The organism is Streptomyces qinglanensis (assembly GCF_900111245.1).
GTDB classification, from domain to species: Bacteria; Actinomycetota; Actinomycetes; order Streptomycetales; family Streptomycetaceae; genus Streptomyces; species Streptomyces qinglanensis.
On record NZ_FOGO01000002.1, the window covers coordinates 321,002 to 335,547 of the forward strand.

Here is a 14,546-nt window from a genome sequence, read left to right on the forward strand (position 1 = left end):
CTCCGGACGGCGCCCGCCGTTCGCGCATGCGCGGGGTGCGGCGGGCGTCTCGGGGTTGCGGGGTGCGGGGGATGCCCGGATGCCGCGTGGCTGCCGGATGCCGCTGCCGCTGCCGCAGGGTTGTCGCATGCCGCGTGGCTGCCGGATGCCGCAGGGTGTGCCGGATACCGGAAGGGTGTCGGCGCCCCGGGCTGGGCTCAGCGGAGTTCGGCCGGGGGTGTGCGGTCCTCGTCGACGTCCTCCGTGCGCACGAGTTCGCCCCAGACGACGTAGCGGTACTTCGACGTGTAGACCGGCGTGCAGGTGGTGAGCGTGATGTAGCGTCCACGCTCCTTCTTGCCCGACTCCTTCGGGATCGGGTCCACCACGTCGATGTTGTACTTCGAGGTCTGCGGCAGCGTCGCGAACACCTTGTACACGAACCAGGTGTTCTTGGTCTCGAAGACGACCGCGTCGCCCTTGGCCATCTTGTCGATGTTGTGGAACTTGGCCCCGTGCCCGTCGCGGTGCGCGGCGAGCGCGAAGTTGCCCGACTGGTCCTGCGGCAGCCCGGACTTGACGGGCTTGGTGTAGTAACCCGCGATGCCCTGGTTCAACTCTTCGGGATCGGTCCCCTTCTTGACCAGGATGTCGTCCGAGGACATCGACGGCACGTGCAGGAAGCCGATGCCGTCCCGGGTGTCGAGATCACCGGGGCCGCGGTCGGCCGCCCAGTGCTCGCGCACGCGATTGCTCTCCTTCGCGGCCTGCCGGTCGGCGAGCACGTTCGTCCACCACAGCGAGTAGACGACGAACAGCGCGAGGACCAGCCCTGCGGTGATGAGGAGTTCGCCGAACACCGCCACGGCCATCGCCATCGCCCCCCGCCCCGGAGACCCCGCGGAGTTGCTGGGCTCGGCGGGGGCATCGGGCTCCGCGGAGTCGTTGGGCTCGGCGGGGTCGCTGGGCTCGGCGGAATCGCTGGGCTCCGCGGGGTCGCTGGGCTCCGCGGACTTCTTGCTGTCCGCGGGGTCGTCGGACTCCGCGGAGTTCCCGGACCCCGCGGAGTTCCCGGACCCCGCGGAGTTCCTGGACCCCGCGGAGTCGTTGGACCCCGCGGAATCACCACTTTCCGCGGGCTTCGCACCCTCCGCGGAGCTCTCGGGATCCGCGGGGTTCTCGGACCCCGCGGGGTCGTCGGACTCGGCGGACTCCTCGCTCTCCGCGGACTTCTCGCTCTCCGCGGGGTCGTCGGACTCCGCGGGCTTCGCACCCTCCGCGGAGTTCCCGGACCCCGCGGACTTCTCGCTCTCCGCGGCGGCGGTCTCGTCAGCCGGGTCCGGGGTTTCCGTCGTTCGGGCGGTCTCCCGCTTGCCCTTGCTCACCTGCTGCCGCCTCCGCCGCCGTCTCGCTGGTCACCACACCGGGCTCCGCCCGCCGGGTGTCAGTCGACGAGCGCGTCCGGCTTGCCCTTGCTGCGCGGACGTTCGTCCACCATTTTGCCCCAGACGATCAGACGGTACTTGGATGTGAATTCCGGTGTGCAGGTGGTGAGTGTGATGTAACGACCGGGCTCCGAGAAACCCGACTTGGGCGGAACCGGGTCGATCACCCCCGTATCGGACGGAGGGGTGGACGGAAGCTGGCGCGTCACCTTGTACGTGTAGTACTTCGACCGGGTCTCGACCACGACCTCGTCGCCCGTCCGCAACTTGTTGATGTAGCGGAATGGTTCACCGTGGGTGTTGCGGTGCCCTGCGAGGGCGAAGTTGCCCTTCTCGTCCCAGGGCATGCCGGTCTTGAGGGGCTTCTTGTCGTAGTGGCCGACCATGCCCTTGTCCAGCACCTTCTCCTTGGAGACGCCTTGGGCGACGGGCCGGGTGATGTCGATCTTCGGGATGTGGATGATCGCGAAGCCTTCGCCGGGTTTGAAGGCACCGGCCTTGCGTTCGGGGTCGACACCGTCCTCGGGGTCGCTGTCGTCCCATTGCTTCTGGAGCTGGTCGGTGGCGCCGTTCGCCTGCTGGTCGGCGCGGACGTTGGTCCACCAGAGCTGGTAGGCGACGAACAGCAGCATCAGCACACCGCATGTGATGAACACCTCGCCGATGGCCCGGCTGGCGATGATGCCGGGGCCCGGCCGCAGCGCGCGGGCGGCCCTGCGGGCCTCCAACCGGGTCGGTCCGGGCAGGCGCTCCGTGCGCGACCGGGGAGGGAACTCCTCGGCGCGCGGTTGCCGCAGCCCCACGGTGCTGCGGTCGTCCTGGTCCTGCTGCCCTCCGTCCGCGTACCGACCCTCCTGAGGCCGACCACCTCGGCGCGCCCGCTCCTGAGGTCTCTGTCCCTGGTGTCCCTGGGCTCCCTGATGTCTCTGGGCTCCCTGGTGTCTCTGGGCTCCCTGGTGTCTCTGGGTGTTCTGGTGCCCCTGTCCCTGGTACCCCTGGACCGGTCCCCGTTCGGGCTCGAACGGGGCGGTCCCCGGCGGTCGGCGGCCGCTCGGGCCGCTCTCCGGCTCCGCAGGAGGAACGGGCCCCCGGACGAACCGCGGCTCCGGCTCGGCCGTCGGTGCCTGCTGTCCCGGCTGCGACTGCGGCGGCTGTGCGGACCCCGTGTACGGCTCGTACGGTGCTGCCGTGTACCAGGCGGCCTCCTGGCCCGCGTCGGCCGCGTACGGGCCTCCAGCCGCCGCCTGCGGGCCCGGCGGCGGCTGCACCGACCCCCGGTGGGCCTGCGGCCCGGACGGCGGCGGCTCCGGCTGCGCGTGCGGGTGCCGCTCCGGCCCCGGCTGCGAACGGGGCGGCCCCGGCTGCGAACGGGACGGCTCCGGCTGCGAACGGGGCGGCTCCGGCTGCGGCGGACGCTGGCCCGGGAGCGGGTCGTTGAGCGGGTCCGCGAGGGCGTCGACGGCCGCGCGGTAGCGGTCGTACTCGGGGTCGTTCCCGGACCCGTACCGGTGGCTGTCCGCCTCCTCGCCACCGCGATGGCCCGGCGTCACCCGGTGACCGTCCCCAGACCGGCGCCGCGCGGCACCTCCAGCCCCGCGGAGCGCTCCACGGCGCCGGTGTCCCCGCAGCGCACCAGCCAGTTGGCCAGCATCAGGTGGCCGCACTCGGTGAGGACCGACTCGGGGTGGAACTGGACCCCCTCGACGGGCAGCTCGCGGTGGCGCAGCCCCATCACCAGACCGGCCTCGCGGGCGCCGCCCTCCTCCGGAGCGGGGGTGGCGGCATCCGCGCCACCCGGCGCCGTCCAGGCGGTGATCTCCAGGGGGTCCGGGAGTGCGCCCCGGACGGCCAGCGAGTGGTAGCGCGTCGCGGTGAAGGGCGAGGGCAGTCCGGCGAACACGCCCGCGCCCTCGTGCGAGACGACGGAGGTCTTCCCGTGCAGCAGCTCCGGGGCCCGGCCGACGACGCCGCCATAGGCGACCGCCATCGACTGCATGCCCAGGCAGACGCCGAAGACGGGGATCCCGCGGTCCGCGCAGTGCCGCACCATGCTGATGCAGACTCCGGCCTCCTCGGGTGCACCCGGACCGGGGGAGAGGAGTACGCCGTCGAAGCCCGCCTCTGCGTGCCCCGGCTCGACCTCGTCGTTGCGGACCACCTCGCAGGTGGCACCGAGCTGGTAGAGGTACTGGACGAGGTTGAAGACGAAGCTGTCGTAGTTGTCCACGACCAGGATCCGGGCGCTCACGCCGTACCTCCCGCGACCGCGCCCGCGCCCGCCACCCCGGCGCCCCGGCCGGCGGCGTCGTCCACCGTCACGTCGTTGAAGGGCAGCAGCGGCTCCGCCCACGGGAAGACGTACTGGAACAGCAGAAAGACGACCCCGGTCACCAGCACCGCCGAAATCAGTGCGCGTACATACACGTTGCCCGGCAGATGTCGCCAGATCCAGCCGTACATCCCGCGATGCCGTCCTCTCTCCTCCCGCGCCCGTCGGGCACGCATGCCGTTCGGCCCACCCAAGAGTACGGCGTCAGAGTACGGCCTCAGCGCGTGAGCGCGTCCGGCTTCCCCGCGCTCGCCGGCCGGGTGGCGTCCAGCCGCGCCCAGGCGATCAGCCGGTGGCTGCTGCCCCACTCCGGATCGCAGGTGGTGAGGGTGAGATAGCGGCCGGGGCGGTCGAAGGGGGCGGCCGCCGGGTCGACGGGAGCGGGCACCGGATCGAGCACTCCGGTGTCACCGGGAAGCGTGCGGTAGGGGCGCCGGGTGAGCGTGTAGGTGTACCAGGTGTCACCGTTCGTGACGAACACGTGGTCGCCGGGGCGCAGCTCGGGGAAGTCCTTGAACGGGTCCCCGTAGGTGCGGCGGTGCCCGGCGACGGCGAAGTTGCCCCGCTCACCGAGGTCCGCGGTGCGGGTGTAGTGGCCGAGTCCCTTGCGCAGCGTGCCCGGGCGGGTGTTCTCCAGGACGGGCCGCGACCAGTCGCGGCCGAACCGCGGGACGTACATCACGGCGAACCCCTCGCCGTCCTCGTGACCGGTGTGTGCCGGGCCGCCGCCGGGGGTGCCCGCAGCCGGGCTCTCGCCGTCCTGCGGCTGCTCCTCGCCGCCGCCACCGGGGGCCGGATCCTGCGGGCTGCCGGGCTCGGCACCGGGGCCGCGGGAGTCGCCGGGCGCGGGCTGGGCCGACCACTGCTTCCGGAGCCTGGCGATCTCGTCGTCCGCGGCCCGGTCGGCGCGCATCCCCGTCCAGTACAGGAGGTGGACGACGAAGAGCACGATCAGCACCCCGACGGTGATGCACAGCTCACTCAGCCCGCGGACGACCGCCCGTAACGCCGCTCCGTCCCGCACCGCTGCCCCACTTCCCGTCCGCCGCGGACATCTGCGCCGCGGACGCCTGGCGCCGCGGACCTGTTCGGCATGGACGTGCTCGACCTGGACGGGCCCGGTGCGGGCACGCTCACCGCACGGGCTCGGCCTGCTGGAGATCCACTGTGCCGGAGTAGCCGGGAAGAGTCATCGCCTTGTGCTCCTCGACTTTCCAGCCGAGGCCGTAGGCGTCCACGTACTCGAGGTAGTTGCGGATCGCGGGAGCCTCGTCCAGCGCGGTGCGCAGCTTCTCCCGGTCCCCGACGGCGCTGACCTTGTAGGGCGGGGAGTAGACGCGGCCCTGCAGGATGAGGGTGTTGCCGACGCAGCGCACGGCGCTGGTGGAGATGAGCCGCTGGTCCATCACCTCGATGCCCTCGGCGCCGCCCCGCCACAGGGCGTTGACCACCGCCTGCAGGTCCTGCTGGTGGATGACCAGGTCGTTGGGCTCGGGGTCGGGAAGTCCGGGGACCTTGGCCGTGGCGTTGCTGGGGGCGTCGTCCAAGGTGACGGTCAGCCCCTGGCCGGAGAGCTTCTTGAGTCCCGCGCGCTTCTCCAGGTCGTCGAGCCTGCGGTCCTGGTCGCGGGTGCTGCCGTCGTCGCGGCGGGCGAGCTTGTCGACCTGGCGGCGGAGTCCGGCCGCCTGGCGGTCCAGCTCCGCGTTCTGCCTGCTGCGCTCCTGGATGAGGTCGGAGAGCCGCAGCATCGAGCTGTCGCTGCGGATGTTCGTCCCTTGCGCCGTGTTGAAGCTGACCCAGAAGATGAGGCCCGCGAGGGCGAAGACACCTATGGCAGCCAGCCGTGCAGGCCGGATGAACGATCTGGTCACCGTACCCTTGTCTCCCTCCGCCCTGGGAAAGCACTACGCTAACGGACCACCGTCCCTATGGGCCGTACGGCGGTCAGCAGAGCATCGACAGGAGAGTCTCTCGTGCCGAAGTCACGTACCCGAAAGAAAGCGGACTTCACGCCCCCGCCGGAGAAGAAGGCCACCAACATCGACCTGCGTGGTGGCGGACGCCGCTGGGTGGCACCGCTGATGCTGGCGATGTTCGGCATCGGCCTCGCCTGGATCGTGGTGTTCTACGTCACCAACAACTCGCTTCCGGTCGAGTCGCTGGGCAACTGGAACATCGTGGTCGGCTTCGGCTTCATCGCGACGGGCTTCGTCGTCTCCACCCAGTGGAAATAAGAGTTATCCACAGGCTGATCCACAGCCTTGGATAACTCACAAGATCTGTGGATAACTTTCTGGGTGTTGACGCCGATGTGACTGCGCGAGCGGCCGGAAGGGCTCAGGTCGGCCCTGCAATAGCAAGGGATGGGCACACCTGAGCGAAGGCGCCCTCGGGTGGACCACACCGTGCACAAGATTCCGCACCCGCTGTGGACAACCGAGGATCGAGCCCGCTTTCGAGCACCGCACGAAGGTCTCGGCACCCGGTTGTCCACCGGAGTCCAGGGCGGCCGGCGAACCGCGGCCGACCCGGCCCGGCCCCCGCCGGGCGGACTGCCGTGGCCCCTGGTGGTGACCGATCTCACGGGCACGACGTGGGGGGGGCGGTACTCATACGCCCCGCCACGGACGCCCAGCCCGACCCAGCCCGACCCGACCCGACCCGACTCGAGTCAGGTCAGGTCAGCTCGAGTGTCCGCACCACCAGCAGCACCACGACCACGGCCAGCAGCAGCACGAAGGCGCCGACCTGCACCAGGGTCCGCCGTTCGCGCGGCGCGTGCACCATCGCGTAGGCCAGCAGCACACCGGTGACCAGGCCGCCGACGTGCGCCTCCCAGGCGATGTTCTTCCAGGTGAAGGTGAAGACCAGGTTGATGGCCAGCAGGATCAGGATCGGCCGCATGTCGTAGCGCATCCGCCGCATCAGCACGGCCATCGCGCCGAACAGGCCGAAGATCGCACCGGAGGCGCCCAGCGACGCCTGCTGCGGCACGGCCAGCAGAAAGGTGAGCGCGCCGCCGCCCAGCCCGGAGAGCAGATACAGCCCCACGAAGCGCAACCGGCCCAGCGCCGCCTCCAGCGGCGGGCCCAGGAACCACAGGCCGAGCATGTTCATCGCGATGTGCCAGATCTCCTGGTGCAGGAACATCGAGGTCAGCAGCCGATACCACTGCCCCTCCGCGACGCCCTCCACCGGGCCGTACGGCTCGGTGACCGCCCGCCCGAACAGCAGCATCTCGTCCAGCAGCCGGTCGCCGCCCGCGAGCACCGCGATGAAGACGGCCACGTTGATGCCCAGCAGCACCTTGGTGACCAGCCGCGGGTCACCCGTGACGCGCCCGCCGGCCACTGTCCTGGGCCGATCGGCGCCCGGCCGGTGTCCGGTCCCGGAGCCCGACCGCACGCACTCGGGGCACTGGAATCCGACGGAGGCCGCCACCATGCATTCCGGGCAGATGGGTCGCTCGCACCGCGTACACGAGATGCCCGTCTCCCGGTCGGGATGCCGGTAGCAGTACTTCGGCGCCGGCTGTGCGGCTCCGCCCCCGGGTTGTCCGTCCTGCTCCACGCTCACCCCTCCAGTGTCCCGTACGCACCAGCCCCACCCGCCCTGACATACGGACGGGTGGGGCGTGTGGTTCCCGCTGCCGCGCGGGCCGCCGACCGCCGACGGATGCCGACTGCCGACTGCTGCCGCCTGGCGCGGTTACTGCCGCTCGATGACGACGGCCTCCAGCACGACGTCCTGCAGCGGACGGTCGGTGCGGGGGTTGGTCTGCGTACCGCTGATCTTGTCCACGACCTCCCGGCTTGCCTGGTCCGCGACCTCGCCGAAGATGGTGTGCTTGCCCGTCAGCCAGGTCGTGGCACCGACGGTGACGAAGAACTGCGAGCCGTTGGTGCCCGGGCCCGCGTTGGCCATGGCCAGCAGGTACGGCTTGGTGAAGGCGAGGTCGGGGTGGATCTCGTCGCCGAACTCGTATCCGGGGCCGCCGGTGCCGTTGCCCAGCGGGTCCCCGCCCTGGATCATGAAGCCGCTGATCACACGGTGGAAGACGGTGCCGTCGTACAGCTTCGCTGTGGTCTTCTCACCCGTCTCCGGGTGCGTCCATTCGCGGGAGCCCTCGGCGAGCTCGACGAAGTTCTTGACCGTCTTGGGCGCATGGTTCGGGAAGAGCTGAACGCGGATGTCGCCGTGGTTGGTCTTCAGGGTGGCGTGGAGTTGCTCGGCCACGGTCTACCTTCCATCTGCCTGCATTGTCTCGCCCCGATCCTCCCACGGACGCGGGGGAACGGTGGCTGACCCGGATGCCCGACCGGGAGAGCGGGGCGGCGCACCGGCAGGCATGATCTTCGAAACAGGTGGAAAACGACTTCCTGTCCTCCGTTGTCGGAGAGACTGCCACGTGAGTCATGAGCCACCGAGGAGGAGGAACCGTGACCGCCAAGAAGAGCGTGCGCGCTGCGACCGGCACGGCCAAGGAGAGCGTGCGCCACGCCGCGGAAGTGGTGAAGCCCCACGCGGGCCAAGCCAAGGACACCGCGGCACGCTATGCCCATGAGGCGAGTGCGCGGCTCGGGCCGAAGGTCTCCAAGGCCGCCGAGCAGGCTCGCCACTCCGCCCGCGAAGGATACGAGCACTACGTCGGACCCCGGGTCGCACAGGCGCTGGACGCCCTCCCGCCCGAGGTCGACAGGACCGCGGGCCGCGCGGCCGAGCACACCCGGGAGGCGGCCCGCCGGGCGGCCGCCTACGCGGGCCCGCGCCTGGAGACGGCGATGACGGAGGCCCGCGCCGCCGCCGGACCGGCCCGCGAGGAAGCGGCGCAGCGCGGGGCCGCTGCGGTGGCCGCGCTGCGCGGCCAGGTGACGGTCGAGGAGATCGAGAAGCTCACCCGTCGCCGCCGCAGGCGCTCACGCGCCGGCCGCTTCGTCCGGCGCGCCGGTCTGATCGGGCTGCTGGCGGGCGGCGCCTACGCCGCCTGGCGCTGGTGGGACCGGCAGGCGAACCCGGACTGGCTGGTGGAGCCGCCGGCCGCGACCGAGGTCGGCGACCGCACCTCGCTCTCCAGCGTGAACGGCTCTCCCGCCGAGAGCAGCGGGAGCGACGGGAGCGAACTGGACCCGGAGGTCCGGGCCAAGCAGGACGACGCGGAGTCCGGGGGCCGCGACAAGCAGTAGCTCCCCCGCCCCCGAGGGCCGGCGCCGCGACCGTCGGTGGCACCGGCCCTCGGCTGTGCGAACCGTCGTTCGACGGCGCGGGCCGTTGGCGGCGCGAGCCGTTGGCGGCGCGGCACCTGCGGCACCGCGGCGGCGCGGGCCGTCGCCGCTTCGCGCCGCGTCGGGCACCCGGGTACTCCGGTCGGGTGAGTGGCGGGGGGAGTCAGCTCTCCCGTCCGCCGGCCGCCTCCGCACCGTCTGTGCCGTCTGTACCGTCCACCGCTTCCAGCGTGCCGTCGTCCGCGTCCGCCGTGCTCGCGGCGTTCATGATGTTCGCGGCGTTCCGGTCGGACTGCTCCGGCAGCGCCTCCGGTGCCGGCACGGGGACCAGGACGTTCTCCAGGCCGGTGATCCGCAGCAGCCGCAGGACCCGCGGGTCGGCGCACACCAGCGTGAAGGCTCCGCCGCTCGCCAGCACCCGGGCACGGATGTCCACGAGGAGTGCCAGTCCGCTGCAGTCGATGAAGGTGACCGGTCGCAGATCGGCGACGAGTTCCGGAGCGGGAGCAGCGGTGAGGGCGTAGAGCCGCGGCGTGGTGGCCAGCACCACGGCCAGGTCGATCTCCCCGTGCAGCTCCACCACGCTACGGCCCTGCTCGGCGCGGGTCAGCACCGTGCCTGCCGGAGCCTCCTCGCCCTCGCCCGGAGTGTCGGCTCCGCCCGCCCAGGGCTGTTCGGCGGTGGCCCAGGACTGTTCTCGTACGGTGGAGGACAGCCTGCTGCCGCTCGCGTCCAGGTGCGGTGCCATCGGTGCCCTCACGTATGACCTTGTGACCGTAGGAGTCCAGGAAATCGGCCCGTAAGCATAGGCAGGGCCTCTGGGGGTGGCGCTGCGCCACCCCTGCATCGTCACTCGAACGAGTGTAAAAACCCAATTCTGCTTGCGAGTTGACGCTTCACCCTCACGAGTCCTCCGCATCCGGGAGAAAGTCCGAAGTGGCGGACTACCGGCCGGTCGGCAGGAAGACTGGCCCCGTGCAGCAGAACATCCCCGAGGAGACCACGTCCTTCGTCGGCAGAGCCGCCGAACTGGCGCGGCTGGCCGAAGCGCTCAGGGAGCAGCGACTGGTGACCCTCGTCGGCGGCGCCGGAGTGGGCAAGTCCCGGCTCGCCCTGCATGCGCTGGGCACTGCCCCTTCCGGAATCGGGAGCATCTACTGGGCCGATCTGTGGCCGCTGCGGAGCGACGAACTCCTCGCCGCCACCGTGGCCGACGCCCTCGGCCTCTCCGACCACACTCCCCGGATACCGCTGGACGCCCTGTGCGGCTGGGTGGCGGACCGCGCGGTGCTGCTCGCCCTCGACTCGTGCGAGCACCTCGTCCCGTCCTGCCGCCACCTGGTCGGCGAACTGCTGACCGCCTGCCCGAATCTGACCGTGCTGACCACCAGCAGGGAGCCGCTGGGCGCCATCCGCGAGACCGTGCTGCCCGTACCGCCGCTCGCGCCCGCCACCGAGGCCCTCGCCCTCTTCCAGCAGCGTGCCGAGGGTGTCGGCAGACCGCTGCGCGGGCTCGCCGAGCAGCGGCTGGCCGCGGGGCTGTGCGCCCGGCTGGACGGCGTGCCGCTCGCTCTGGAGCTGGCGGCGGCGCAGTTGCGCCACCACACGCTGGCCGAGACCTCGGACCGGATCCGCTCCGGGCTGGATCTGCTCGACGACCCGGACCGATCCGCCCCGGACCGATCCACCTCGGGCCGATCCGCCCCGGACGGGCCCGCCCCGGACGGGCCCAGCCCGGGCGGGCCCAGCCCCGGCCGGTCCGACTCCGGCCGGTCAGATTCCCGGCCGTCCGCCTCCGGGCCGTCACGCACCGGTTCCGGGTCGTCGGGCGGCAGCCCGCCGGGCGACGCTCCGTCGAGCGGCGCCGATGCCGGACGGTCCGGGCCCGGGCCGTCGGGCATCGGCGAGGAACTCCGGCGGCCCGCACGGCACAGCGCCGTGCGGACGGCCGTGGGCTGGAGCCACGAGCTGTGCCGCCCGACCGAACGCCTGCTGTGGGCCCGGCTGACCGTCTTCCCCGCCGGATTCGACGGCGGACTCGCCGAGCAGGTCTGCAGCGGCGGCCCCTTGACCGCCGGGGAACTGCGCTCCTGCCTGGCCGGTCTGGTGAACAAGTCGGTCGTCACCGTCGAGGGGGGCCGCTACCGGCTGCTGGACAGCATCCGCGAGTACGGCCGGATGTGGCTGCGGGAACTGGGCGAGACCGAGCAGTTGGCCGCCCGGCACGCCGCCGCGGTCGTGGAGCTGTCGCGGCAGGCCCGCACCGAGTGGCCCGGGGCGCGCCAGCAGGCGTGGTACGAGCGGATCGAGGAGCTGTACCACGACGTGCGCGAGGCGCTGCGGTTCCTGCTGGGCACCGACCCGGAAGCGGCCCTGGAACTGGCCGGGAACGTGGCCTTCTTCTGGGTGTGCTGCGGCCACCTCTACGAGACCCACCACTACCTCGAACTGGCACTGGCCTGCACCGAGGGATCGAGCGAGGCCCGGACGCGCGGCCTGTGGTCGCTGGGCCTGGCCCGCGTGCTCCAAGGGGACCACGAGTCGGGCCGCGCCCTCGCCGAGCAGACCCGGCAGGAGGCCGCCCTCGCGCGGAACGAGGAAGGGCTGCGCGGGGCCGCCTATCTGGAGGCGCTCGCCGCGCTGCTGGCCGGACGCCCGCTGGCGGCCCTGGCGACGGCCGACGCGGCGCTCCGCGACACCGGCCGGGCGCCGGAGCCCGCCTCCGGCAGCACCCTGGTCCGCCTGGCCCGGCTGTTCGCGCTCACCGGCGCCGGCCGGCTCAAGGAGGCCCGCCGCGAAGCCGAGGCGCTGCGCCGGGAGTGTGTCCGGCTCGGGGAGTACTGGACCCGCTCCTACACGGACTACCAGTTGGCGCTGATCGCGCTCTTCGAGGACCGGCCGGGCCCGGCGGGCGCCCACGCGCGGGCCATGCTCGATGCGAAGCGCCGCATCGGGGACCGCTTCGGCATCGCCCTCGGGCTGGAACTGCTGGCCGCCGCCCAGGCGCGGGAGGGCGAACCGGAGCGGGCAGCGCTCGCCTACGGTGCCGCCGCGCAGCACTGGGAGATCGTGGGCCACCCGCAGCGCGGCACCCCCGAGGTGGCCCCGCTGCGGGACGAGGGGCAAGCCGCGGCCCGGGCCCGGCTCGGCGACGCGGAGTACGAAGCGCTGTTCCGCGAGGCCCTGCACGCCGACCGCGACGAGGTGCTGGCCAGGGCGACCCGCCCGGCCCCGGAGAGCAGCCGATGAGGGACGGCGCGGGACGACGGTGACGGCGGGACGACGGTGACGGCGGGACGGTGGTGACGATTCCCGCCGCCGGGGCCCGCCGCCACCAGACCACCGGCCGCCGCACCACCGGCCCCACCCACCCGAGCGATCATCGCCGAGCGGCCGACCGCATCCGTACGACCGGCCGGACCGCAACCGGCGGAGTGAGCGGGGGCGGCGGAGTGAGCCGGGCCGGCCGACAGTCGGCTCACCCACCCGCCGGTTCCGTCTGGGGCCGCCCGCGGACGGACCCACCGGCGTCCACGGACCCCGCGGCCCCCGCGCCCGCCGTGCTCTCCGCGACACTCCCCGCGGCCCCGGCACCCGCCGCGGCCCCGGCACTCCCCGCGACCTCCGCACCGGCCTCGGCGGCAGCCGCCGCACCGGCCGCACCGGCCGCGCCGGCCGCACCGGCCGCACCGGGGCGGCGGAAGCGCAGGGCGATGAGGGCGGTGACCGCGGCTCCCAGCGCGGCCAGCAGCACGGCGTGGCGCAGTCCGTCGACCCGGGACACCTCCGAGCCCGCCGCCACCGCGACCAGCAGGGCCAGCCCGACGGCGGCACCCACCTGCTGGGTGGTGGACGCCATCCCGGAGGCGACGCCCACGTTCCGCCCGTCCACCCCGGCGGCCGCGGCGCCGAACATCAGGGTGTAGCTCGCGCCCTGCCCGAGGCCCAGCACCACCAGGCCGGGGACCATCGCCGCGTACGAGGCGTCCTCCGCCATCGTCAGCCCGACCGCGGCCGCCCCGGCGGCCGCCACCGCCAGCCCTCCCACCATCGCGGCCCGCATCCCGAACCGGGTGGCGATCCGGCCGGCCAGCAGCGACCCGGCCGCGACGGCCGCCATCGGCACGAGGTAGGCCAGCGCCGTCACCAGCGGACCGTAGCCGTGCACCTCCTGGAAGTAGACGGTCAGGAAGTAGACCAGGCTGCCGATCGTCCCCATGAAGAGGAAGGTGACGGCCACACCGGTGCTCAGATCGCGGTCGCGCAGCAGGTGCAGCGGCATCAGCGGGGCGCGGCCGCGCCGCTGCAGGAGGAGGAACCCGGCGAGCAGGACGGCTCCCAGGGCGGCGGCGGCCGGCACCGGTGGCGCGGACCAGCCCGTCTCCGGGCCCTGCACCAGGGCGAGCACCACCGCGGTGACGCCGAGGGTCGAGGTGAGGGCGCCGGGCACGTCCAGCCGGCCGCCGCGCCCGGCACCCGCCGGGTCCGGCGCGATGAGCCGGTACGCGGCGACCAGCGCCGCTGCGGCGAGCGGGACGTTGACGTAGAACACCGCCCGCCAGCCGAGCACCTCGGTCAGCAGGCCGCCCAGCAGGGCGCCCACGATCAGACCGCTGCCGCCCGCCGCTCCCCATATGGAGAACGCCCGGTTGCGTTCCCTGCCCTCGGCGAAGAGCGTGCCGACCAGGGTGAGGGTCGCGGGGAAGAGGAACGCGCCCCCGACCCCCTGCCCCGCGCGGGCCGCGAGCAGCAGGGCCGGGCCGCCTGCCAGCCCCCCGGCCAGGGACGCGGCACCGTAGAGCACGAGGCCGAGGGCGAACATCCGCCGGGGGCCGAACAGATCGCAGGCCCGGCCGCCGAGCAGCAGGAATCCGCCGAAGGCGACGGCGTAGGCGCTCACCACCCATTGCAGGCCGCCGGACGTGAACCCCAGACCGGTGCCGATCCGCGGCAGCGCCATGTACACGATGTTGTAGTCGAGGGCGATGATGAGCTGGGCGAGGGCCAGCAGAGCCAGGATGCGGCCCTGCCGGCCCGCCCGCGCCGCGGCGGGGTTCATCGGCGCGCCGCCCGCTCGTCCGTGCCGGCGACCTTGGCGGTGGCCAGCGCGACCCGGTTCCAGGTGTTGATGGCGAAGGTGAGCGCCAGCAGCGCGGCCAGTTCCGACTCGTCGAAGTGGCGGGCCGCCCCGCCGTAGGCCGCGTCCGGCACCCCGGCGTCGGAGACCCGGGTGACCGCCTCGGTGAGGGCCAGGGCCGCCTGCTCCCGCTCGGTGAAGAAGTGCGCGGCCTCCCGCCACACGGCGACCATGTGCAGCCGCTCCTCGCTCTCCCCTGCCTTGCGGGCGTCCGAGGTGTGCATGTGGAGGCAGTACGCGCAGCCGTTGAGCTGCGAGGCGCGGATCTGGACCAGTTCGACCAGCGCCGGGTCGAGGTGCTCCCGAGCGGCGGCGTCGAGGCCGATCAGGGCCTTGAACGCCTTCGGAGCGCTCTTGGCGAAGTTCAGCCGCGGGGCGGTGGGACCGGTGTTCTCGTTCGTTGTCATGCCTCGAACCTAGAAGTCCGAATGACC

General features: G+C 72.8%; 14 protein-coding genes. 3 read left to right on the plus strand and 11 right to left on the minus strand.

Annotation, left to right across the window (positions count from 1 at the left end; translation table 11 throughout):
• Positions 1–197: 197 nt before the first annotated feature.
• The 6 genes from BMX65_RS31250 to BMX65_RS05745 form a co-directional block, all read right to left on the minus strand.
• A complete protein-coding gene (locus BMX65_RS31250) occupies positions 198–857 on the minus strand; it encodes a class E sortase (RefSeq protein ID WP_079171737.1) in 660 nt (219 codons plus the stop codon).
• A gap of 566 nt (positions 858–1,423) precedes the next feature.
• Positions 1,424–2,227 (minus strand): class E sortase, encoded by an 804-nt coding sequence (locus tag BMX65_RS33300; protein WP_239502034.1) that lies wholly within the window; start codon positions 2,225–2,227, stop codon positions 1,424–1,426.
• A 743-nt stretch (positions 2,228–2,970) separates the two neighbouring features.
• On the minus strand, positions 2,971–3,672 hold the full coding sequence (locus BMX65_RS05730) for an aminodeoxychorismate/anthranilate synthase component II (protein ID WP_074999034.1): 702 nt from the start codon (positions 3,670–3,672) through the stop codon (positions 2,971–2,973).
• Positions 3,669–3,884 (minus strand): hypothetical protein, encoded by a 216-nt coding sequence (locus BMX65_RS05735; RefSeq protein WP_074999035.1) that lies wholly within the window; start codon positions 3,882–3,884, stop codon positions 3,669–3,671. Before BMX65_RS05735 ends, BMX65_RS05730 begins: the two co-directional genes overlap by 4 nt.
• A gap of 86 nt (positions 3,885–3,970) precedes the next feature.
• Positions 3,971–4,777, minus strand: coding sequence for a class E sortase (locus BMX65_RS05740; RefSeq protein ID WP_074999036.1), 807 nt, complete (start codon positions 4,775–4,777; stop codon positions 3,971–3,973).
• Positions 4,778–4,886: 109 nt separating this feature from the next.
• Positions 4,887–5,624, minus strand: coding sequence for a DUF881 domain-containing protein (locus BMX65_RS05745; RefSeq protein ID WP_074999037.1), 738 nt, complete (start codon positions 5,622–5,624; stop codon positions 4,887–4,889).
• Positions 5,625–5,726: 102 nt separating this feature from the next.
• On the opposite strand from BMX65_RS05745, the gene crgA reads away from it, so the two are divergent.
• The gene (gene crgA / locus BMX65_RS05750; RefSeq protein WP_074999038.1) at positions 5,727–5,987 is read left to right on the plus strand and encodes a cell division protein CrgA; all 261 of its coding nucleotides are present in this window, start codon (positions 5,727–5,729) and stop codon (positions 5,985–5,987) included.
• A 442-nt stretch (positions 5,988–6,429) separates the two neighbouring features.
• Here the strand turns inward: crgA and BMX65_RS05755 are convergent, their stop codons facing one another.
• Positions 6,430–7,323 (minus strand): rhomboid family intramembrane serine protease, encoded by an 894-nt coding sequence (locus BMX65_RS05755; protein ID WP_420856820.1) that lies wholly within the window; start codon positions 7,321–7,323, stop codon positions 6,430–6,432.
• A gap of 138 nt (positions 7,324–7,461) precedes the next feature.
• Positions 7,462–7,989, minus strand: coding sequence for a peptidylprolyl isomerase (locus tag BMX65_RS05760; RefSeq protein WP_074999040.1), 528 nt, complete (start codon positions 7,987–7,989; stop codon positions 7,462–7,464).
• 203 nt (positions 7,990–8,192) lie between these two features.
• Between BMX65_RS05760 and BMX65_RS05765 the strand changes: the two genes are divergently transcribed.
• Positions 8,193–8,936: a DUF5324 family protein gene (locus BMX65_RS05765; RefSeq protein WP_074999041.1), complete on the plus strand. Its 744-nt coding sequence runs from the start codon at positions 8,193–8,195 to the stop codon at positions 8,934–8,936.
• A 202-nt stretch (positions 8,937–9,138) separates the two neighbouring features.
• Here BMX65_RS05765 and BMX65_RS05770 read toward each other — a convergent pair whose 3' ends face one another.
• The gene (locus BMX65_RS05770) at positions 9,139–9,723 is read right to left on the minus strand and encodes an STAS domain-containing protein (protein ID WP_074999042.1); all 585 of its coding nucleotides are present in this window, start codon (positions 9,721–9,723) and stop codon (positions 9,139–9,141) included.
• A gap of 227 nt (positions 9,724–9,950) precedes the next feature.
• Here BMX65_RS05770 and BMX65_RS05775 point away from each other — a divergent pair, with 227 nt between their 5' ends.
• Positions 9,951–12,224: an ATP-binding protein gene (locus BMX65_RS05775; RefSeq protein WP_177214197.1), complete on the plus strand. Its 2,274-nt coding sequence runs from the start codon at positions 9,951–9,953 to the stop codon at positions 12,222–12,224.
• Between the two features lie 229 nt (positions 12,225–12,453).
• On the opposite strand, the gene BMX65_RS05780 is transcribed toward BMX65_RS05775, so the two are convergent.
• Together BMX65_RS05780 and BMX65_RS05785 are read right to left on the minus strand one after the other, a co-directional pair.
• Positions 12,454–14,034 (minus strand): MFS transporter, encoded by a 1,581-nt coding sequence (locus tag BMX65_RS05780; protein ID WP_239502036.1) that lies wholly within the window; start codon positions 14,032–14,034, stop codon positions 12,454–12,456.
• The gene (locus tag BMX65_RS05785; RefSeq protein ID WP_074999044.1) at positions 14,031–14,519 is read right to left on the minus strand and encodes a carboxymuconolactone decarboxylase family protein; all 489 of its coding nucleotides are present in this window, start codon (positions 14,517–14,519) and stop codon (positions 14,031–14,033) included. Before BMX65_RS05785 ends, BMX65_RS05780 begins: the two co-directional genes overlap by 4 nt.
• Positions 14,520–14,546: the final 27 nt, after the last annotated feature.

Excerpts from the sequence above, each read along its gene's own strand:
- BMX65_RS05785 (WP_074999044.1), bottom strand. The coding sequence starts at position 14,519 with ATGACAACGAACGAGAACACCGGTCCCACCGCCCCGCGGCTGAACTTC.
- BMX65_RS05770 (WP_074999042.1), bottom strand. The coding sequence starts at position 9,723 with ATGGCACCGCACCTGGACGCGAGCGGCAGCAGGCTGTCCTCCACCGTA.
- BMX65_RS05735 (WP_074999035.1), bottom strand. The coding sequence starts at position 3,884 with ATGTACGGCTGGATCTGGCGACATCTGCCGGGCAACGTGTATGTACGC.
- BMX65_RS31250 (WP_079171737.1), bottom strand. The coding sequence starts at position 857 with ATGGCGATGGCCGTGGCGGTGTTCGGCGAACTCCTCATCACCGCAGGG.
- BMX65_RS05780 (WP_239502036.1), bottom strand. The coding sequence starts at position 14,034 with ATGAACCCCGCCGCGGCGCGGGCGGGCCGGCAGGGCCGCATCCTGGCT.